The following is a 19,331-nucleotide window of genomic DNA, read 5'->3' as shown; positions in this document are numbered from 1 at the left end:
CGACGCTCTGGACGACGCGCTGGAACGGGGGGGGGGCGCCCCCCCCCCGTCGTTCGCCAGGATCGGGGAGGCAGCCACCGGCCTGCGGGGCCCTACCGCCCGAACTCCCGGGCGGCGGTCAGCCGGCCGCGGACGGCGGCGTGGACCTCGGCCTCCTCGGCCGGATCTGCGGCGAGCCGGCGCAGGCGCTCCAGCACGCGCGCGTCACCCGTGGTGGCGACATGGCGCGCGGCGAGCTCCCGCGTGGACTCCTCGCAGTCCCAGAGGCACTCGACGGCGGGGCCCTCGGGGAAGTGCACATCGGTCACGGCGAGCGCCCGGGCGGCGCGGCCGCGCAGTTCGGAGGAGGCGGCCTCCCCGTAGATGTGGCGCAGCACGGGGACGGCGTCGGCGGCGACCAGCCGCCCCGCACCGTCGACCAGCGAGCCGAGCCCGGTACCACTGACTCCGCGGACGGAGACCCAGCGGCGCAGCCCGTCGACGACGAGCGGTGCGTCGGCCGGCTCCCCGGCGTCGGCGAGCAGTTTGACGGCGGCCTCGCCGAGCGCGCTGTCTGCGCCCCCGGTGGCCGGGTCGGCCCAGCGGCGGGCCTGCGCCAGGACCTCGGGGCCGCGCATCCGGCCGACCAGTTCCAGGGCGGCGCGCACGATCCGGTCGTCGACGTCCACGGCGGCGGCCTCGATCAGCTCGACGGCGGCCGGGTCGCGCTGGTCGACCAGGTAGCGCAGTGCGGCCCGGCGGGCGCCGGGCAGGCCACCGCGGGCGGCCTCCAGCACGGCGGGGCGGTCCTCGGGCCGGACGACGGCGGTCAGGCAGCGGGCGGCCGCGGCGGCCCGGCGGTCCACGGCGTCGGGGGCGGCCGGATCGGCGGCGTCGGGCGCGGGCTCGGGCCGGCTGTCGGCTCCGCCGAGGAAGGCGCCGGCCCCGAGGGCGCCCAGGCTCCCCTGGTCGGCCCAGGCCAGGACGTCGGCGGTGGACCAGCCCGGGGTGACGCCGCCGCGGTTGAGCTGGCGCTGCCAGAGGTCGAAGGGTGACTGCTCGCTGGCCGCCGCCACTCTCGGGTGGTAGGCCGCCCACAGCCGCCAGGGCCGGGGCTCGTAGGCGTTGCGGATGAACTCGCGCAGCTCGGCGTCGCCCTCGGGGCCCGGGGCGAAGCGGTCCAGGACGGCGGTGCCGAGCAGCAGCAGGCCGCGGTCGTCGTCGCGCAGGGCGAGCTCGTCGAGGGCCCAGGCCCAGTTGGCGCCGGTGGCGGTGTACTCGCGCAGCATCAGCAGCGCGTCGCGCCGGCCGTACGCGGCGAGGTGGCCCAGGACGGAGAGGGCGAGGCCGGTGCGGTTCTCGTCGTCGCTGACGAGGTCCTCGGCGGAGTGGAGGTGGTCCTCGATGCCGTCGAGGGGGGCTTCCAGCTCCATGTAGAGGCGGGCGTAGTAGAGGGAGCGGTTCTCGACCTGCCAGTCGGCTCGCGGATCCCTGGTGACGCACTCCTCCAGCGCGGCGATGGCCTCGGTACGGTCGGCGGCCAGCGCGTGGAGCTGCCCGTCACCGCGGCCTCGCTGCAGGAGGCCGAGGAGGCTGGCACTGGGTGCTATCACTGGCTCGAACATGAGGTCAGCATCCGTTGCGGCGGTCGTAGTGGCAACGGGATTTCCGTCGCCGGGGTCACTGGTCGGTACTGCGGTGGGCGCCCGGGCGCCGGAATCACCGAAGGTTACCGCCTCGCGCCACCTTCCGCACACAGGGCGACGAAGGCTGCTGCCACAGTGGCATATGCCAGGGGAATTTTGCCTGCGTTATGTCCAAATCGCCCGCAGGGGCGAGGGCGCTGTGCCACAGTCTTCTCACCACCGACGGCCCGCACGCGGCGGGCCACCCCCGAGCCATGGACCCGCCATGAAGATGCCCATAGGCGCCGCCCGCCCACCGGACACCGCCACGGTGGACGGCGCCCCGGCGGGCGCGACGGACGACGGCGCGCGCGGCGAACCGAGCGGCGACGCCGACAGCGGAACGGACGGCAGAGTGGACGGCACGGCGCAGGAGCCGTCCAAGAACCCCGACCTCGGCGACGGACCCGACGCCGACGGCGGCCGCGACCACCTCATCGGCTCAGCCGAATGGGACCTCCTCACCGACCGCGTCCACTGGAACGCGGACACCTACCAGCTCCTCGGCTGCGACCCGGGCAACGGCCCGCTCAGCCTGGACCGGCTGCCCGACCGCCTCCCCGAGGCCGACCGGCCCGTGCTGCGCCGGATGATGACCGACGCCCTGATCCACGGCCGTATCTCCGCCGGCACCCTGCGGATCCGCCGCGACGGCGCCCCGCACGCCAGCGTCGAGTGCGCGGGCGAGCCCGTCCTCGGCACGGACGGCACCGTCACCGCCCTGCGCATGCTGCTGCGGCCGGCCCCCCCGAACTGACCGGGGCCCGCCGGGGCCTCAGAAGCTCCGGGCCTCAGAAGCTCCGGGCCGCAGAACCTCCGGGCCGCACAACCTCCACGTCTCAGGACCCCCAGGCCTCAGGACCCCCGGGCCTCAGGACCGCTTCGGCCGCTTCTTCGCGTCCGCCGCCCGCAACTCCCGCCCCAGCTCGGCCCGCAGCTCGTCCACCACCGGCAGGCCCCGGTAGCGCGCGGTCAGCCGGTACATCTCGCGCAGCCGGTCCCAGGTCCGGTGCGAGGAGTTCTGACCGATCAGGTTCATCACCATCTTGGCCTGGAACTCCGCCGCGTCCGGCTCGCCGCTCAGCCAGTGCACCGAGGCCAGGGTGATCCGGTCGAACAGCGCCGAGCGCAGCTGCCCGGTGCCCTCCCGCAGGGTGATCACCCGCTCCGCGTGCCGCTGCGCCTGCGCCGCCGCCGAGGGGTCGTGCTCCGCCAGCGTGCGCAGCACCAGCGCCTGCATGCCGCGCAGTTCGGCTTCGTCGAACACCTGCATCCAGGACGGCGGCGGCTCCGGCGCCCCCTCGGCGAACAGGTCCTCGGCCTCCCCGAGCAGCCGCCAGGTGTCCTGGGAGTGCCCGATCGAGGCGTGCGCCCAGGCCTCGACGGTGTTCAGCATCGCGCGCGTTCTCGGCAGCACCCGGCCGCCGGCCGCCTTGGCCGCCGACATCAGGTCGATCGCGTCGTCGGCCCGGCCCAGGTGGACCATCTGCCGCGCGGCCCGGGAGATCGCCTCGCCGGCCCGCGGCCGGTCGCCGGCCTCCTTGGCCGACTCCGCCGCGATCATGAAGTACCGCTGGGCGGTGGGCTCCAGGCCCACGTCGTGCGACATCCAGCCCGCCAGCACCGCCAGGTTGGCCGCGACCAGCCACAGCCGCTGCTCCACCGCCGGGGGGTGTCGGTGCGTCAGCAGGCCTCCCACCTCGTTCAGTTGACCGACCACCGCCTTGCGCTGGAGCCCGCCGCCGCGCGCCGCGTCCCAGGCGCGGAACACCTGGACCGAGCGCTCCAGCGACTCCACCTCGTCGAGCCCGACCGGGCCCGCGTCGTACACGTCCACCGCGGGGCGCGCCCCGCCCTGGGTGATCACCTGGCGCGGCCCGGGGACCGAGGCCGCGTACGCGACCGCGTCCCCCCCGAGCCAGCCCTTCAACGAATCGGCGATGACCGTTCCGGCCGTGAGCGCGGCACCCGCGCCCACCAATCCACGTCGGTTCAGCATGAGGTCCATTCCCGTGAACTCGGTGAGGACCGCGGCCGTTCGATCCGGCGACCATGGCACTGCTGCGGACTGCGCCGCTCCGGACCTGGTGGGCCGGTGTCGTTCCAGACCGAGGTCCTCAGTGGTGACGACACGGCCGAGCCGCTCCGTGAACACGGCCGCCAGCACCCTCGGCACCGGATCCCGGGGGATCTCCCCCTGCTCGATCCAGCGCCGTACCCTCGACGTGTCGGTGGACAGCTGCTGCTGCCCCATCGCGGCACCCCGACGGTTGACCAGCCGCGCGAGCTCGCCCTTCGACCAACCGGTCAGGACGAACAAGTCAGCGAGTCGGGTGTTGGGTTCCCTGCTCAACGAAGCCCCCAGGTTCCTCGGCTGATTCGAGGCTAGAGGCTCCGGCAAGTGCCAGGCGAGCATTCGCCACCGTTCGCCAGGGCCCGCCAGACTACTAAGCCAGTGCGCCGCGGGTGTGTTGTAGGGGTGCGCCACCTCGCCCCCGGGTCGGGCGGCGTCCCACCGGCGTCGGGGCAGTCCCCCGACCGTGGCACGGGACGCTCCCGGTCCTCACCCGAGGGGGTGGCGCGGCCGGGTGGCGCGGGGGCGCCGGGCACGGCCACGGCAGTCCGGCCGACCGTACTCCCCAGGGTGCGGACGGCCGGAGCACCGCCGTCGTCCGGGTCTTCCGACCCCGCGTCCGTGCCCGGCGCCCGCGCACCACCCACCGCACCGAGTCAGGGCCGCCGTCACGCCAGGAAGCACGCGGCACCGGCCCTCCCCGCACCGCGGGGCGCACCTGCCGACGGACAGAAAGGGACCACCCTCACCCCATGTACTCCTCAGCGACGACCCCCTCGCCGACCGCGACCCGCACCGCGCTGCGCCCCCCCACCGCGGCCGCCGGGCGCCCCGGGCCGAAGCAGGTGCCCCCGTCGAGCCGCCCGGTGGCCCCGCACGGCACCGACGGCCGGTCCACGGACGCCCGGGTCCCGTCCGGCCGTACGGCGCTGGGGCTCCGCGGCCCCGAAGCGGCCCCGCCCGTCGGCGGCCGGCTCCCGCTCGCCCGCCAGGCCGACGGCCGGGTGCTGCGCCCGCCGCACCGGCCCGGCCAGGTCGGCGGCCCCGAGCGGATCGACCCGTCGGCGCTGCAGACCCCGGCGGTGCGGGCCGCGCTGGCGAGCGTCGCGCGGATATGTCCCGCGTTCACCCCGCGCCAGGTGCTGCGCGAGGGCAGCCGCCACATCCTGGTGGCGGGCACCATCGGGCGGGCCCCGGTGGTCGCCAAGTGCCTGGCGCCGCAGGCGGTGCGGAGTGGCTACTTCGAGCAGTTGGTGGCCGACTTCCACCACGAGGTGGCGGTCTACCGGGCGTTCGTCCGGCACCGCCCGCCGGTGCGGCTGCCCCGGCTGGTCGCCGCCGACCACGACCGTTGCGTGCTCGTCATGGAGCGCGTTCCCGGGCGCCCGGCCGCGCGGGAGCGCCACCCGGTCAACGCGCCCACCCCGGGCGAGGTGCGGGCGCTGCTGACCGCCGTCCGGACGCTCAACCTGTGGCGGCCGCCGACCGACGTGTTCCAGCCACGCATGGACTACCCGATGGAGATCGCCCGTTACCACTCGGTGGGCCAGCTCACCGACCGGGACGCCGGCGACCTGCGCGGTCTGCTGCACGGCCTCGGCCACACCCCGCTCCAGCTCTGCCACGGCGACGCCCTGCTCAGCAACATGCTGCTGGCGCCGTCCGGCCCGGTGCTGGTGGACTGGGAGCAGGCCGGCTGGTACCTGCCCGGCTACGACCTGGCGGTGCTGTGGAGCGTGCTGTCCGGCGACACCGCGGCGCGCCGCCAGATCAGCCAACTCGCCCAGAGCGGCGGCACGCTGGCCCGGGACGCGTTCCTGGTCAACCTGGTGCTGGTGCTGATGCGGGAGATCCGGCTGTACGACGTGCCGGGCGCCGGCGAGGAGCAGCGGATCATGATCCGCCGGCTCTACGACGACGCCGCGCTCGCCCGCCGGGCCGTCCGGGCCGCGGTCGGAACCCGCTGAGGCTCCGGGCCCCGAGCCCCCGGGGCCCGGAATCCGCTACGGCCGGCCGCCGCGCTCCAGGGCGGCCCGGCCGGCGGCCTCCAGGACGGCCTCGTCCGGGGCGAGGTGCACCCGGCTGCTCAGCACGTCCCGCAGGTAGCGCTCCAGCGGGTGACGCCGACTCAGGCCGGGGTTGCCGGTGAGCGAGACCGCCTGCTGGACCGCCGCCGTCGCGGCCCGGGTGGCCAGCAGGTGGGCCGGGCCGGTCCGGGCGACCGCGTCCGGCTCGCCCCGGTCCACCCGGGGGGCCAGCCCCTCGACCAGTTCCTCGGCGCCGATCAGCTGGGCCTCGATCTCGCCGAGGGCGCAGCGGTAGCGGGGCAGGGTGCCGAGCGGCTCGGTCAGATTGGCCGGAGTGCGCTGGTTGAGGAAGCGGATCAGCCAGGACTGGGCGGCACGAGCCACCCCGATCGCCACCGCGGAGAGCGCCAGATCGTGCCAGGCGAGGGAGAGTTCGGCGGCCCCGGCCGCGTCCACCGCGCCGCCCTTGGGAGCGGTGAGGCCGAGCGCGAGCTCGGTCGGCACCCGGACCTGCTCCAGCACCACGTCGTGGCTGGCGCTGGCCCGCAGGCCGACCTGGTCCCAGGTCGGGTCGATCTCCAGGCCCTCGCTCTCGCCGCGGACCAGGAACGTCCCCAGCCTCGGCTCCGGCTCGTCGGTCCGCGCCGTCACCGCCATCCAGGCCAGCGCCTCGGCGCCGGTGCAGTACGTCTTCCGGCCCGTCAACAACCAGCCCTCGCCGTCCCGCCGGGCCACCGTGTCCGGCAGCGCTCCGGGCCGGCCGCCGGGCTCCGCGCGCAGCGTGTTGACCAGGGCGGGCCCGCGCCGGGACTCGGTGAGCAGCCGCCGGTAGCCCGCCGTCGGCCAGGAGGCACGGCGGGCCTGCTCGGCGTGCTGGAGCAGCGTGAAGGCGGTGACCACGGCCACCGAGGCGTCCCCGCGCCCGAGTTGGGCCAGTACCCGGACGGTGTCGGCGAGCGTGCCGCCCGGTCCGCCGTACCGCTGGGAGACGGTCAGGGTGAGCAGTCCGGCCTCGTGCACCGCCTCGATGCCCTGGTACGGGAAGGTGGCGTCGCGGTCGTGCTCCTCGGCGCGGGCGGAGAGCAGGTCGACCACCCGGGGCAGTCCGGCGAGGGCGGCGACGACGGCCGAGCGGTCGGGCGCGGCATCGGGCGCGGGGTGGCCGGAATCCGACGCTCCCGAGGCGGTGCCGGGCACGGCGGCGGTCGCGGTGCCGGACGGGCGGTCCGCGGGCGAACGGTCAGCGGCGGTGGTCGTCATGGTGCTGGGGCCTCCGGGCGGCAGCGTGGGCGCGGCAGATGCGGGCGGCACGCCGGACGGGCGCGCGGTACCGGACGGGCGGCCTCGGAGGTCAGTTCACGGCCCGCCCCCGGATTCGGCGCCGGCCACGAACGGCCGGCCGCCCGCCGCCTCGGGGACGAATCCCCCTCAGCGGCCCGGACACACCGCGCTGGCGGTGCGCCGCAGGTCCAGATAGCTGCGACGGGTCAGCAGCGGGAGACGGCACGACATGTTCGCGACTGTACGAACCTGTGATCGAAACCGTCAAGCGGCGTCCGAGCCCCGGTCGAGGCCGGTCAGCCCTGCTGGAACATGTCGGCCGGGAGCGGCTTCAACAGCTGATACAGGTCGTCCGAAATCGGTCGGTCCCAGGACGCGATGGTGACCTGGACGCCGTCGCTGCGCCCGAACTGGGCGCAGAACACCCGCTCCTCGCTGACCTTGACCTTCTTCACGATCAGCAGGTCGTCCCCGAGCATCACCGGGAAGTCCTCGGCCGAGACGAAGTCGACCGGCTCGTCGTTCTCCAGCGCCGCGAGCAGCTGCCGCACCTCGAAGGGCACGCTGTCGCCGGTCTCCCGGGCGGGCGAGCCCTCGGGGAGGTTGCCGATGAACATCGCCGGGCCTCTGCCGCCGAACAGGTCGTAGCGCAGGAAAATCCCCTGGCAGGAGCCGTCCGGGCCGGTCATCATGGCCGCACCGAAGTCGCCGGGCCAGTCACCCGGGTCCATCGCGAGCACGTCGAAGTCCGGGCCGGCGGGCTGTCCGGAGCGACGGCGGAGAAAAGACATGGGAACATCGTACGTGCCCGGCACACCACGCTCGCGAGGTGGGTGGGGCACCGTCGGGAGATCGACGCTCAGAGACCAATGTTGACTCTGAGCAACCGTCCGGGCTACGTTCGGTTCAGCACGACAGCCGTTCTGGGTTTCACCCTCCGGGGGGACGGCATGTCGCAACGCGGCCCTACACGCGTTTCCCTCACTGTGCACATCGTCGTGCCGAACTGCCGAGCACCCAGCTTCGTCGTCGCACACAGCACAGCAGACAAGCCAACAGTTCCATCACCACAAGCCAGATCCGCGGGGCCCCGGCCCGTCGCTCCCGCGGATCTTGCTCGGGACGCCGCCGCGTGGGGGCGTGCGGGTCCCGAGCAAACGGTGTCGCCGCCGAGTCGCTCTCGGCGTCGACGCCAGCCTCCCGGCGACTGCCGGCCCCTCGTGGGCCGGGACCGGCCGACGCACCCCGGTGCGCAGGGGATGACTGGGAGGATGGCCTGGCAACGCTGCCGGGTCGCACAGCAGGCGCCGTGTCTGGCCGCGTGGGGGCGGTGGGCACGGCGTCTGCCTGTGCTCATACTCTGAGCTGCGTTTGTCTAACAGTCAACAGAAATTCTGACGGGGCACGTTCAATAGATCATCAGTTGTGATGTTCGGGGCCGAAATCGACCGCGGAGCGGGCCCCGTTCCGACGGGACCCGCTCCGCGGTCGTGCGACGGTGGCTCAGGTGAGGTCGAACTCGCCGTCCCGGGCACCGAGCACGAAGGCCCGCCACTCCCCCGGCGTGAACACCAGGACCGGACCGTCCTCCTGGCGGCCGTCCCGCATCCCGATGTACCCGTCCACGAACGCGATCTGGACATCCCCGACGCCCTGGCTGCTGCACAGCCACTTCGCCCCGCTGAAGTCCACCTTCGGCTTCCCGCTCGGCGCCAGCTGCGGCTCCGCGCCGCCCGCCTCCACGTCGATCCCACTGTTGACTGCCACTACCCGGTCTCCTCCCGACGGCTTTCCCGGCCAGCCTAACCACACCCGCCCGCCCCGGTCAGCGGGTTGACGAGGACTCCACCAGCCGGGCCCGGACGCCGCAGGAGGCCCGCTCAACGCGTGTCCCGCCCGACGGGGGCCACCGGAGCTGCCAGAGTGCTTGGCAGCGCGGGGGACCACCCCCGCCGGCCGTACACGGGCCCTCGACGGCCCTCGACGGCCCGCCCCGGCCCCGCGAACCCGATGCGCACCGGACGCGGCCCGCACCACCTCGCCCAGCACCGCCCACCACCACCCGCCACCGCCCAGAGGGAGCAGCCGATGAGCCGCCGGGACGGCACCCGCGCCGATGTCATCCCCATCTCCGACGCCCCCTCGGCCCACCCCCCGGCGCCCCGCACGCCACCCGCGCCCGCCACGCTGCCCCGGCCCGCCTCCGGCCGGCCCCCCGCGCACGGCCGGGTCGGGATCGTCCTGGTGTCGCACAGCCAGGAACTGGCCATCGCGGTGCGCGCCCTCGCGCTCGCACTGACCGGATCCGACTCCCCCGCCCCGATCGCCGCGACCGGCGGGGACCAGGGCGGTCCCGGCATCAGCGCGGTCCTGGTGGCCGCCGCCACCCGCCGGGTCGACCAGGGCCACGGGGTCGTGGTGCTCGCCGACCTGGGCAGCGCCGTCACCACCGTGCGCGCCCTGCTGTCCGACGCCGACGAGCACGGCCTCCCGTTCCCGGTCCGCTTCGCGAACGCGCCGTTCGTCGAGGGCGCGGTCGCGGCCACCGCCACCGCCACCGCGGGCGGCGACCTCGCCGCCGTCCTGGACGCCGCGGAGGAGGCCTACCGGCAGCGCAAGGGCTGAGCGGCCTCGCGAATTCCCCCCACCCGGGGTGACCGGACGGCTACCATCGGCGAAGGGTCCGGACTCCCGGCCCGCCCGGGGAGGGGAGGCGAGGATGCGGACCGTCCGCCGTGCGCCGGTCAGGGGCGCTCCTTGCCCTCCCACACGAAGACCGCCGACCCCTCGCACTCCAGCGCGTGGCGCAGCCGCTCGTGCTCGACCTCGATCATCGGCGGCAGCCCGTCCAGCGGGTACCAGCCGACCTCCAGCGACTCGTCGTCGTTCACCCTCGCCTCGCCGCCGACCGCCCGGCACCGGAAGGTCAGCACCAGGTACTGCGTCACGTCGCCGTTCGGGTAGGTGACCTGCGGCGAGACGGTGACCGAGGCGAGCAGCTCGGGCACGGCCACCACCCCGGTCTCCTCCAGGCACTCGCGCACCACGCCGTCGGCGGGCTGCTCGCCGGGATCGAGGATGCCGCCGACCGGCGCCCACCTCCCGTCGTCGGCCCGTCGGCCCAGCAGCACCCGGCCGTGGTCGTCCAGGACGACGGCGACGACGGCGGTCAGCCAGAGCGGGCGGGTGCCCACCAGGGCGCGGAGATCGGCGAGGAACGGGGGAATGGCCATACGCCGCAGCCTAGGCCCTGCCCGGCAGGCTCCCGGGCCGCCGCCACCGACGTGCGACCCGCGACGCGCGGGCTCATCGTGCGAGGCCGCCCTCCGGGCGCAGCAGGGCCAGCACGGTCAGCCCGAGGATCCGCAGGTCGAGCCGGAGCGAGCGGTGCTCCACGTACCAGAGGTCGAGTTCGGCCCAGTCCGGCCGGGCGAGCGGGCGGCGGGCCTGGAGCTGGGCCCAGCCGGTCAGCCCGGGCCGGACGGCGAGCCGGCCGCGCTCGCGGCGGGAGTAGCGGACCACCTGGTCGGGGCGAACGGGCCGGGGGCCGATCACCCCCATCTCGCCGCGGGCGACGTTCCACAGCCGGGGCAGCTCGTCCAGGCCGGTCCGGCGGAGCAGCACGCCGAGCCGCCCTCCCCGGCTGGTCCGGAAGCGGAGGACCTGGAACTCCCGGCCGTGCCGTCCGGCCCGGGTCAGCCGCAGGAGCACCGGGCCGCGCGCCGTGCAGCGGAGCAGGGCGGCGATCACCAGGGCCAACGGGAGCGCGACGATCCCGGCCAGGGCGGCGAGGGCGAGGTCCCCGCCGCGCTTCATCCGGCGGACACGGTGGTGCGCGGTGCGCCGTCCGGCTTCCTGCCGGGTTCTCCACCCGGTTCTCCGCCCGGATCGGACGTGGCGCTGCCGCCCATCTCTTCCCCTCCACGGCACCGTCGAGTCCACGGCACCGTCGAGCCGCAAGAACGCATTCACAGTAAAGGCGCCTTGGAGCCGTCGCCCGGGAATGGTGAAAGAAGTGGGCAGAGGATTGTCCGACAGGCCGAAATTCGGTCGATCTGACCAATATTGCTCGATCTGCTGCTCGATCTGCCGCTCGGAATGCCGAGGGCAATCGAAGTACAGCCGTCCACCGAAGGCCGGCCGGTCGCTGAGGAGGTTAGAGCGCGGCGCCCCGGCGGTAACGCAGCAGCCCGAACGCGATCCGGCCGAGCAGCAGCACTCCCGCGGCCAGACAGCCCGCCACCGCCATCGCCCAGGCCGGACCGTCACTGTCCGGAACGATCACCGCCACCACAATGCCCAGCGCGAGACAGGCCAAACCCACCACCGCCAGCAGAAGCTGGTGGGTGACCAGGGCGCCACCACTCCACGCACGGGCCATCCTGGTCGCGCCGTGCAGGTGGAAGGGATCACGGTCCGCATCTGCCATGAGCCCAAGGTACCCCCGGCGAACGCCGGAGGCAGCCCGCAGGGAGAGAACGTTCGACCACCCGGTGCGACCGGCCCGCCGACCTCGCCCGAGCAGGTCGCGGACCGGCCCCGGTCGTGCATTCCGGCTCCACATTCAGTTCACATCAGTTCACATCAGTCCACGAAAAATCCTCGTCCCCCCGGTACAACCATCCGCCCGGTGCAGCGGTCTCAATGGCATTGAGCGATCCAGGAGCCGTTCGCGGGAAGGGTGCGAGCCCCCCACCGCGGACCGGAATACCCAGGAGGCGGAGCCGCCGCCGCCTGGAGTCGGAGGCCGGACTCCGTCCTCCGGCGGTACCGCCACGCCGCTCGGCGACCGAGGGGGAACCGTGCCGCAGTCCCAGTCCACCACGTCGATCTCCATGGCCCCCACCAGGCCCGTCCCGTTCGTGCGCCCGCTGCCGACAGCCACCCGCCGCCACCCGACCGCCGACCGGGGCAGGCCGGACGCGCGGGGCGAATGGCTGCGGTTCGCCCCCGTCCAACCCCTGTTCCGCGCCCGCGCCGCACAACGCCTCGCCGTCCTCGCCTACCACGGCGTCACCGACCACCGGTCCTTCGGCGCCCAGCTCGACCGGCTCCGAAGACTCGCCACCCCGGTCTCGCTCACCGCCGTCCTCCAAGCCGTCACCGAACAGCGGCCGCTGCCGCCCCGCAGCGTCCTGGTCACCTTCGACGACGCCGACCGCAGCGTCCTCACCCACGCCCTGCCCGCCCTCGACGCCCGCGGCATCCCCGCCACCGCCTTCGTCATCTCCGAACTCATCGGCACCGAACGCCCCTTCTGGTGGCACGAGGCCGACTTCCTCGCCCGGCACGGCGGCCGTGCCCGCTCGCTCGACTGCGGGCACCCCTCCCAGCTGCTCCCCCGGCTCAAGGCCATGCCCGACCCCGACCGGCGGCGCAGCCTGCACGAGCTACGGGTCAGCGCCGACCGCCGCCCGCCCCGCCAGGAGCAGCTCACCCCCGCCGACCTGCTCGCCCTGCGCGACGGCGGCGTCGCCATCGGCAACCACACCCAGGGGCACCCCTGCCTCGGCCGCTGCGACGACGCCACCGTCCGCGCCGAGATCACCGGCGCCCACGAAGCCCTCACCCGCTGGCTCGGCGAACCCCCGATCGCCTTCGCCTACCCGGACGGCGGGCACGACCCGCGTGCCGAAACCGTCCTCCAGGAGCTCGGCTACCGCCTCGGCTTCCTCTCCGACCACCGGCTCGGCCCCCGCATCCCCTCCCACCCGCTCCAGATCAGCCGCCTCCAGGTCGACTCCACCACCAGCACCCGCCGCTTCGACACCATCCTCTCCGGCCTCGAACCCGCCTACCGCCGCTGGCGCCGCCAAGCCGTCGCCTGACCGGCCGGGGCACGCGAGGGGACGCAGGGGCACTCAGGGGTGCTCAGGGTCACTCAGGGGCAAAAATGAGCCCTGCCGGGGAGGGGCACCGGACCTCTGGGGGGCGAAATTTGGCCCCGCCTCAGCGGCAAACCACCCGCCTGTGGGGCAAGGCCTTGCCCCACGGGCACAGACCGTCGGGCAGGCCGACTTCCTGCATCAGCCGCCCCGGACAGGCAGCCTCCGCGGAAGACCGGGACGGCCGGCCACCACGGGACTCCTCGACCGACCCCCGGAGGTTGGAGGGCAAAGATTTGCCCCTCAACTCATGACAGAGAACCTGCCCTCGGCTGCCCCGGATGGGGATCAGCTGCGGTGGCCTTCCGCGCGGGCTGAAGGGCGGACCGCCAGCGGGCGAAAATTGGCCCGGTGGCGGACCGGCGGGGGCCCGGCGGGGGCTCGTCAGCGGCTCGCCGGGGGGCGAAGTGCTCCGCGAGGGCGGTGGGTGTCACGCCGGCAGCGTGCTGCGCATCAGGGCGGCGAGGGTGCGCCCCTGGGGGTAGAGGAGTGCGGCCGGGGGGAGGGCGGCGGGGGCGCCGGCGTGGAGCACGGTGATGGTGCCGGCGCCGGTGCGCGTGGGGTCGGTGACCCGGCGCAGGGCCTGGGCGGCGACGGCGTCGGCGGAGCCGTGCAGGGTGAGCGCCGGGGAGGCGGTGGGGGCGACGGCGGCGCGGATGCGGTCGTCGACCAGTTCGTAGTGCGTGCAACCGAGGACGATCGCGGCGGTGCCGGCGGGGGTGCGGGCGGCGGCGTCGGCGATGGCGGCGGTGATGGCGGCGTCGTCGCCGTGTTCGATGGCGTCGGCGAGGCCGGGGCAGGCCACCTCGGTCACGTCCGCGGTGCCGCCGAAGTCGCGGATCAGGCCGCGCTGGTAAGCGCTGCCGGTGGTGGCCGGGGTGGCCCAGATGGCCACGGAGCCGCCGAGAGCGGCGGCGGGCTTGATCGCCGGGACGGTGCCGACGACGGGCAGTCCGGGTTCGAGTTCGGCCCGGAGGGTGGCGAGCGCGTGCACGGAGGCGGTGTTGCAGGCGATGACCAGCGCGTCCGGTTCGAGCGCCGCGGCGGCGAGCGAGCAGCCGCGGGCGAGGTCGGTGACCTCTTCGGAGGTGCGCGGCCCCCAGGGCATCGAAGCCGGGTCGGAGGAGAGCACCAGATCGACGTCCGGGCGCAGCTTCCGAAGGGCGGCGGCGGCGGCCAGCAGGCCGATTCCGGAGTCCATCAGTGCGATCTTCACGGGGCAAGACTTTAGTCGATCCGCCCGATCCGGCCGGTTCTGCGGCAAACTGCGGGAGTGACCGTCCTGTTGTGGATCGCCGCGTTCTCCCTGCTGGTCTGGCTCTGGTTGGCGTGCTGCCACGGGCTGTTCTGGCGCACCGACGTGCGGTTGCCGCCGCGCCGTCCGCCGGTGCGCTGGCCGCAGGCGGCGGTGGTGGTGCCGGCCCGGGACGAGGCGCAGGTGCTGCCGGTGAGCCTGCCGACGCTGCTGGCCCAGAAGTACCCGGGGCGGGCGCGGGTGATCCTGGTGGACGACCACAGTTCGGACGGCACGGGCGCGGTGGCGGCGGAGCTGCGGACGATGGACGGGCTGGAGCTGACCGTCACGACTCCTCCCCCGCTGCCCCCGGGGTGGACGGGCAAGTTGTGGGCGCTGCGGCACGGGGTGGAGCTGGCCGGTCCGGACGTCGAGTACCTGCTGCTGACGGACGCGGACATCGCGCACGGGCCCGACTCGCTGGCGGAGCTGGTGGCTGCGGCGGAGAGCAACGGGCTGGACCTGGTGTCGCAGATGGCCCGGCTGCGGGTGGAGACCGGCTGGGAGCGGCTGATCGTGCCGGCCTTCGTCTACTTCTTCGCGCAGCTGTACCCGTTCCGCTGGAGCAACCGGCCCGGTGGGCGGACGGCGGCCGCGGCGGGCGGCTGTTCGCTGGTGCGGCGGGAGGCGCTGGAGCGGGCCGGCGGGGTGGCCGCGATCCGGGGTGCGGTGATCGACGACGTGTCGCTGGCGCGGGCGGTGAAGTCCTCGGGCGGGCGGACCTGGCTGGGACTGGCCGGGGCGGTGGACAGCGTCCGGCCGTACCCCCGGCTGGAGCAGTTGTGGCGGATGGTGTCGCGCAGCGCGTACGCCCAGTTGCGGCATTCGCCGCTGCTGCTGCTCGGGACGGTGCTGGGGCTGGGGCTGGTGTACCTGGTGCCGCCGGTGGCGGCGGCGGCCGGGCTGGTCGCGGGGGCGCCGGCGGTGGCGGTGGCGGGCGGGGCGGCCTGGGCGCTGATGGCGGGCACCTACCTGCCGATGGTGCGGTACTACCGGCAGCCGGCGCCGGCCGTGCTGCTGCTGCCCTTCACGGCGGGCCTGTACCTGCTGATGACGGTGGACTCGGCGGTGCAGCACTGGCGGGGCCGGGGCGCGGCGTGGAAGGGCCGGACGTACTCGCGGGCCTGAGCGTTCCGGGACCCGAATTCGCGGGCACGGCAGGCCGGTTGGCTCCATACTGCTCGAATGGACCGCCAGAGGATCTCCCGTCTCGCCCATGCCCACCACCCGATCGCGGCGCCGCTGACGGACGAGTCGGTGGCCCTGCTGCTGGAACGCGCGACCGCCGGGGCGGCGGACGGCCGGGCGCTGGACCTCGGCTGCGGCGAGGGGGCGTGGCTGGTCCGGGCGCTGGCGGCGCGTCCGCGCTGGCGGGCGGTGGGGGTGGATCTGGACGCGGCGGCGCTGACCCGGGCCAGGGAGGCGGCGACCGTGCTCGGCGTGGCGCGCCGGATCGGCCTGCACCACGTGGACGCGCGGGAGTTCGGCTCGGTCGAGCCCTTCGACCTGGTGCTGTGCGTGGGCGCCACCCACGCCTTCGGCGGGCTGCTGCCGACGCTGGCGGCGGCCCGCGAGCATCTGGCCCCGGGCGGGCGGGTGCTGGTCGGCGAGGGCTTCTGGGAGCGGGAGCCGTCCCGGGCGGCCCTGGACGGGCTGGGCGCGGCCCGGGACGACTACGCGGACCTGGCGACCACCACGGACCGGGTGCTGGCGGACGGCTGGACACCGGTGTCCGGTTACGTGAGCAGCCCGCAGGAGTGGGACGACTACGAGTTCGCGTGGACGGGTGCGCTGGCCGAGTGGGCGCTGGAGCACCCGGACGACCCCGACGCGGCGGCCGCCCGGGAGGCCGCGGACCGGCACCGGCGGGAGTGGCTGCACGGCTACCGGGGGACGTTCGGCTTCGTGACGTACCTGCTGCGCCGGGACTGAACCGCCGGGCGGGGCGGGCCGCCGGAGGGCTGTCCGGCCCCGGCCGGCGGCGGGCTCAATTCCCGCGCAGCTGCTCCTGCTGGACCAGGTAGTCCAGCACCTCGGGCATCGCCTCGACGCCACCGGCCTTGCTCGGCGAAGTCCGGTACTCGCCCTGGACGACCACCGTCGGCAGCTCGTTGACGCCGTAGCGGACGAACTCGACGGCGGCCTCGTCGACCGACCGCGCCACCTCGTCGGAGCGGTACGTCCGGCGGAAGAGCTGGGCGTCCACGCCGTGGCGCACCGCCCAGTCGGTGGCGGTGGCCTCGGTGGTGAGGTCGGTCTGGTCGGTGCGCACCGAGCGGAAGACGCTGCTCTGCAGGCGCTCGACCAGGCCCAGGCGCTCCAGCGTGTAGTACAGGCGCGCGTGGCCGCGCTGGGCGCCCTCGTCCGGGCCGCCCGGCCAGATCGCCGGGACGCGCCGCAGGGCGACGTCCGCGCGGTGCTTCTCGGCCCAGGCCTGCAAGGGCTGTTCGAGCTGCTGGGAGTGGACGCAGTCGTACCAGAAGAACTCGGCCGCCTCCGTGCGGACGCTCTCGCGCACCGGCTGCGGATGGTCCAGCTTGACGAACTGGGCACCCTCGGAGGGGGGTTGGTGACTCACCGCGCCGGCCTGGAGGGGGGATACGGCGATCCCGGCGGCGATGGCGAGCAGGACGGTGGACCGCAGCAGCGACTTCGAGTTCACACCGGGCAGTGTGCTGGCGGCGGTTCGTTACCGTCGAGTTCGGCCGGGCACGCTGGCCCGGATTCGCCCGATCGGCCCAGCCCGACGCCCGGCCCGGCGCCCAGCCCGGCGCGCGACTCGACGCCCGGCCCGGCGCCCGGCCCGGCGCGCAACCCGACGCCCGGCCCGGCCCGCCGCCGCGGGTCTGTCACGGACCGGTGCGCGCCCCCGGGCCACCCCCCGCCCACACCTCGGCGACCAGCCCCTGCCAGGCGTCCACCACGGCGCCGAGCTCGAAGTGCTCCAACGCGTGCGCCCGGGCGGCCGCGCCGAGGCCCGCACGGTTGCACGCCAGCACCTTGGCCAGCGCCTCGGCGAGGGCGAGCGGGTCCCCGGGGGCGACGAGCGCGCCGGTCGCGCCGTCCCGGACCACCTCGCGCACCCACCCGACGTCGGTGGCGACGGCGGGCACGCCGGCCAGCGCCGCCTCGATCAGCGCGCCGGGCACGCCCTCGCTGTCGCGGGTGAGCAGCAGCGCGTCGGCGGCCCGGTAGAGCGGCGCCGGATCGGGCAGGGCGCCGAGGAAGTGGGCGCGGGCGGCGGCCGGGTGGCGGGCCAGCGTCTCGCGCAGCGGGCCGTCCCCGGCGATGGCCAGCCGGACGTCCGGCAGCCGGTCGAGGACGTCGAGGGCGAGGTCGAGCCGCTTCTCCGGGGCGATCGCACCGATCCAGGCGACCAGCAGGACGTCGGCGGGCAGGCCGAGCGCGTGCCGGGCGGCGCGCCGGTCGGCCCGGCCGTCGGCGGGCGGATAGCTCTCGGCGGCCCGGGAGTTGGAGATCACGTGCACCTTGCCGTCGGGCAGCCGGAACTGCCCCTCCAGGACGGCGCGGGCCTCGTCGGTGAGCGTGGTGACGGCGGCCGCGCGGTGCATCAGCGCGCCGCCACGCACCCGGCGCAGCCGGTTCGCCGTCCAGTAGCGGGGGTGGCCGACGGAGACGTAGACGAAGGGGGTGCGGGTGCCGGCCAGGGCGAGGGCGCAGGCCGCCAGGGTGTCGGAGCCGTGGGCGAGCACCACGTCGGCGCCGCGGGCGGCCGCGCGCAGCGCCCGCAGGGTGCCGGGGCGCAGGCGGCCGGAGCCGAGGACGGCGGCGCGTAAGTCCTCCTCGTCGGCGCAGGCGCCGGGGTGCGGGTCGGGCTGCCGGTCGGGCCCGTCGGGGCGGGCTCCCGGACCGGCCCCGGCGCGAACTCCGGTGCGGTCCGCGGCGCGGGGCCCGGGGAGGGCGGGCCCGGTGGGCCCGGGGGACGGGTGCGGGGCGAGGGCGCACAGGGCGGAGGCCTGGCCCCGGCGGCGCAGTTCCCGGTGGAGGTCACGGGCGAAGTTCTGGGCGCCGCCGCGGCGTGGATCACTGATCAGGTGCAGGACGCGGGGACGGGTTCCGGCCGGGTCGGCCGACGTATGGTCGGGCATGGACCGACCTTGGCACAGCGCCCCGCGCCGTACAGCCCCTTCGCGCAACCTGGTGGTGGCCCGTGCGCCCGCGTGAATACACCTGATGTGCGCTGGTCGACTGCGGCCGTGCGCCGGTTGCTCCCGTCGTGCGCCCTGTTCCGCCCCCTCTCGCCCTGCCTCGCTCTGCCTCGCCTCGCCGCACCCCGGCGTCCGACCCCGGCCGCCGTACGGCTGGCGGGCCCGACGGCCACCTGCGATGCTGATCACCAGTCAGGGGGCGTCCGGCACGGGAGAACGGACGCGCCCGCAGCGGGCGGGGGTGGCCGGTGCAGGTGCTTCTGGTGGTCGACAGCGTGAACCGGACCGGCGGGGCGGAGCGCGCCTTGGTCTCGATGGCTCCCCAACTGGTGCGCGCCGGCGTCACGTTGGACGTCGCCTACCTCTACGACTCCCCCGGCGGCTGGCAGCCGGAGCTGACCGCGGCGGGCGCCGCCGTGTTCGGCGTCGGCCGACCGACCGGGGCCGCCACCGCCGCCGCGCTGCGCCGGCTGATCCGCGAACGCCGGCCCGATCTCGTCCACACCGCCCGCCACGCCTCGGACGTGCTCGGCCGCGCCGCCGCCCTGGCCGCCCGCACCCCGGTAGTTTCCAGCCTCCTCGACCCGGCGTACGGACCGGAGCAGTCGGCGGCGCACGGGGCGAGCCCCTGGCGGATACGCACCGCGCAGGCCCTGGACGCGGCCACCGCCCAGGGCGCCCGCCGCTTCCACGCGCTCACCCGGCACGTGGCCGGCACGATGGCGCGGCGGCTGCGCATCCCCCGGCGCCGGATCGACGTGGTGCCGCGCGGGCTCGACCCGGAGCTGCTGGGCACGGCCACCCCGGAGCGGCGGGCCGCCGTACGTGGTGCGCTGGAGCTGGCGCAGGACGTGCCGCTGGGGGGGGCCCCCCGCGGGCACCACCCCCCGCAGGGGCGGGCCCGGGGGGTGGAGGCCGGGGCCGCGCGACGCCGCGG

18 protein-coding genes are annotated in these 19,331 nt (G+C 75.4%); 7 read left to right on the top strand and 11 right to left on the bottom strand.

Going from position 1 to position 19,331, the window contains the following annotated elements:
- Window positions 1-92 precede the first annotated feature (92 nt).
- Window positions 93-1,604 (bottom strand): HEAT repeat domain-containing protein, encoded by a 1,512-nt coding sequence (locus ACFV6I_RS23005; RefSeq protein ID WP_380378584.1) that lies wholly within the window; start codon window positions 1,602-1,604, stop codon window positions 93-95.
- A 286-nt stretch (window positions 1,605-1,890) separates the two neighbouring features.
- Here ACFV6I_RS23005 and ACFV6I_RS23000 point away from each other — a divergent pair, with 286 nt between their 5' ends.
- The gene (locus tag ACFV6I_RS23000) at window positions 1,891-2,421 is read left to right on the top strand and encodes a hypothetical protein (protein ID WP_063350172.1); all 531 of its coding nucleotides are present in this window, start codon (window positions 1,891-1,893) and stop codon (window positions 2,419-2,421) included.
- A 114-nt stretch (window positions 2,422-2,535) separates the two neighbouring features.
- Here ACFV6I_RS23000 and ACFV6I_RS22995 read toward each other — a convergent pair whose 3' ends face one another.
- A complete protein-coding gene (locus ACFV6I_RS22995; protein WP_063350171.1) occupies window positions 2,536-4,017 on the bottom strand; it encodes a hypothetical protein in 1,482 nt (493 codons plus the stop codon).
- A 473-nt stretch (window positions 4,018-4,490) separates the two neighbouring features.
- Here ACFV6I_RS22995 and ACFV6I_RS22990 point away from each other — a divergent pair, with 473 nt between their 5' ends.
- The gene (locus ACFV6I_RS22990; protein ID WP_107452966.1) at window positions 4,491-5,705 is read left to right on the top strand and encodes an aminoglycoside phosphotransferase family protein; all 1,215 of its coding nucleotides are present in this window, start codon (window positions 4,491-4,493) and stop codon (window positions 5,703-5,705) included.
- A gap of 36 nt (window positions 5,706-5,741) precedes the next feature.
- Here the strand turns inward: ACFV6I_RS22990 and ACFV6I_RS22985 are convergent, their stop codons facing one another.
- The 3 genes from ACFV6I_RS22985 to ACFV6I_RS22975 all read right to left on the bottom strand — a co-directional run bounded on the left by ACFV6I_RS22985 (window position 5,742) and on the right by ACFV6I_RS22975 (window position 8,762).
- A complete protein-coding gene (locus ACFV6I_RS22985) occupies window positions 5,742-7,025 on the bottom strand; it encodes an acyl-CoA dehydrogenase family protein (RefSeq protein ID WP_380427351.1) in 1,284 nt (427 codons plus the stop codon).
- Between the two features lie 317 nt (window positions 7,026-7,342).
- Window positions 7,343-7,837: a hypothetical protein gene (locus ACFV6I_RS22980; RefSeq protein WP_063350170.1), complete on the bottom strand. Its 495-nt coding sequence runs from the start codon at window positions 7,835-7,837 to the stop codon at window positions 7,343-7,345.
- A gap of 712 nt (window positions 7,838-8,549) precedes the next feature.
- On the bottom strand, window positions 8,550-8,762 hold the full coding sequence (locus ACFV6I_RS22975; protein WP_208869206.1) for a DUF397 domain-containing protein: 213 nt from the start codon (window positions 8,760-8,762) through the stop codon (window positions 8,550-8,552).
- A gap of 294 nt (window positions 8,763-9,056) precedes the next feature.
- Between ACFV6I_RS22975 and ACFV6I_RS22970 the strand changes: the two genes are divergently transcribed.
- Entirely contained in the window at window positions 9,057-9,671 is a 615-nt protein-coding gene (locus tag ACFV6I_RS22970) for a PTS fructose transporter subunit IIA (RefSeq protein WP_347878552.1), read from the top strand.
- A 119-nt stretch (window positions 9,672-9,790) separates the two neighbouring features.
- On the opposite strand, the gene ACFV6I_RS22965 is transcribed toward ACFV6I_RS22970, so the two are convergent.
- From ACFV6I_RS22965 to ACFV6I_RS22955, 3 genes are all read right to left on the bottom strand, one after another.
- Complete coding sequence (locus ACFV6I_RS22965; RefSeq protein ID WP_063350169.1) at window positions 9,791-10,279, bottom strand: NUDIX domain-containing protein; 489 nt, start codon at window positions 10,277-10,279, stop codon at window positions 9,791-9,793.
- Between the two features lie 73 nt (window positions 10,280-10,352).
- Window positions 10,353-10,862 (bottom strand): sugar transferase, encoded by a 510-nt coding sequence (locus ACFV6I_RS22960; RefSeq protein WP_063350168.1) that lies wholly within the window; start codon window positions 10,860-10,862, stop codon window positions 10,353-10,355.
- A gap of 340 nt (window positions 10,863-11,202) precedes the next feature.
- Window positions 11,203-11,475, bottom strand: a complete 273-nt coding sequence (locus tag ACFV6I_RS22955; RefSeq protein ID WP_063350167.1) for a hypothetical protein — start codon at window positions 11,473-11,475, stop codon at window positions 11,203-11,205.
- Window positions 11,476-11,848: 373 nt separating this feature from the next.
- Here ACFV6I_RS22955 and ACFV6I_RS22950 point away from each other — a divergent pair, with 373 nt between their 5' ends.
- On the top strand, window positions 11,849-12,874 hold the full coding sequence (locus tag ACFV6I_RS22950; protein WP_244293515.1) for a polysaccharide deacetylase family protein: 1,026 nt from the start codon (window positions 11,849-11,851) through the stop codon (window positions 12,872-12,874).
- 487 nt (window positions 12,875-13,361) lie between these two features.
- Here the strand turns inward: ACFV6I_RS22950 and ACFV6I_RS22945 are convergent, their stop codons facing one another.
- Window positions 13,362-14,147 carry a glutamate racemase gene (locus tag ACFV6I_RS22945; protein WP_380427349.1) on the bottom strand — a complete coding sequence of 262 codons (786 nt, stop codon included), beginning with the start codon at window positions 14,145-14,147 and terminating at the stop codon, window positions 13,362-13,364.
- Between the two features lie 57 nt (window positions 14,148-14,204).
- Here ACFV6I_RS22945 and ACFV6I_RS22940 point away from each other — a divergent pair, with 57 nt between their 5' ends.
- Window positions 14,205-15,353 (top strand): glycosyltransferase, encoded by a 1,149-nt coding sequence (locus ACFV6I_RS22940; RefSeq protein WP_380427347.1) that lies wholly within the window; start codon window positions 14,205-14,207, stop codon window positions 15,351-15,353.
- Window positions 15,354-15,410: 57 nt separating this feature from the next.
- The gene (locus tag ACFV6I_RS22935) at window positions 15,411-16,157 is read left to right on the top strand and encodes an SAM-dependent methyltransferase (protein ID WP_380427345.1); all 747 of its coding nucleotides are present in this window, start codon (window positions 15,411-15,413) and stop codon (window positions 16,155-16,157) included.
- A 55-nt stretch (window positions 16,158-16,212) separates the two neighbouring features.
- Here ACFV6I_RS22935 and ACFV6I_RS22930 read toward each other — a convergent pair whose 3' ends face one another.
- On the bottom strand, window positions 16,213-16,887 hold the full coding sequence (locus ACFV6I_RS22930) for a thiol:disulfide interchange protein DsbA/DsbL (RefSeq protein WP_063350163.1): 675 nt from the start codon (window positions 16,885-16,887) through the stop codon (window positions 16,213-16,215).
- Between the two features lie 187 nt (window positions 16,888-17,074).
- Complete coding sequence (locus ACFV6I_RS22925; RefSeq protein WP_380427343.1) at window positions 17,075-18,334, bottom strand: glycosyltransferase family 4 protein; 1,260 nt, start codon at window positions 18,332-18,334, stop codon at window positions 17,075-17,077.
- 323 nt (window positions 18,335-18,657) lie between these two features.
- Here ACFV6I_RS22925 and ACFV6I_RS22920 point away from each other — a divergent pair.
- Window positions 18,658-19,331: glycosyltransferase family 4 protein (locus ACFV6I_RS22920; RefSeq protein ID WP_380427341.1), on the top strand; the 674-nt coding region annotated here is incomplete at its 3' end.

The sequence above is a fragment of the Kitasatospora sp. NPDC059803 genome (assembly GCF_042732255.1).
Classification (GTDB): Bacteria; Actinomycetota; Actinomycetes; order Streptomycetales; family Streptomycetaceae; genus Kitasatospora.
This window is presented reverse-complemented; position numbering and strand designations above follow the sequence as displayed.

Bases quoted from the DNA above. Each gene is read 5' to 3' on its own strand.
- ACFV6I_RS23005 (WP_380378584.1), bottom strand. From the start codon at position 1,604: ATGTTCGAGCCAGTGATAGCACCCAGTGCCAGCCTCCTCGGCCTCCTG.
- ACFV6I_RS23000 (WP_063350172.1), top strand. From the start codon at position 1,891: ATGAAGATGCCCATAGGCGCCGCCCGCCCACCGGACACCGCCACGGTG.
- ACFV6I_RS22990 (WP_107452966.1), top strand. From the start codon at position 4,491: ATGTACTCCTCAGCGACGACCCCCTCGCCGACCGCGACCCGCACCGCG.
- ACFV6I_RS22985 (WP_380427351.1), bottom strand. From the start codon at position 7,025: ATGACGACCACCGCCGCTGACCGTTCGCCCGCGGACCGCCCGTCCGGC.
- ACFV6I_RS22980 (WP_063350170.1), bottom strand. From the start codon at position 7,837: ATGTCTTTTCTCCGCCGTCGCTCCGGACAGCCCGCCGGCCCGGACTTC.
- ACFV6I_RS22970 (WP_347878552.1), top strand. From the start codon at position 9,057: ATGCGCACCGGACGCGGCCCGCACCACCTCGCCCAGCACCGCCCACCA.
- ACFV6I_RS22965 (WP_063350169.1), bottom strand. From the start codon at position 10,279: ATGGCCATTCCCCCGTTCCTCGCCGATCTCCGCGCCCTGGTGGGCACC.
- ACFV6I_RS22960 (WP_063350168.1), bottom strand. From the start codon at position 10,862: ATGAAGCGCGGCGGGGACCTCGCCCTCGCCGCCCTGGCCGGGATCGTC.
- ACFV6I_RS22955 (WP_063350167.1), bottom strand. From the start codon at position 11,475: ATGGCAGATGCGGACCGTGATCCCTTCCACCTGCACGGCGCGACCAGG.
- ACFV6I_RS22935 (WP_380427345.1), top strand. From the start codon at position 15,411: ATGGACCGCCAGAGGATCTCCCGTCTCGCCCATGCCCACCACCCGATC.
- ACFV6I_RS22925 (WP_380427343.1), bottom strand. From the start codon at position 18,334: ATGCCCGACCATACGTCGGCCGACCCGGCCGGAACCCGTCCCCGCGTC.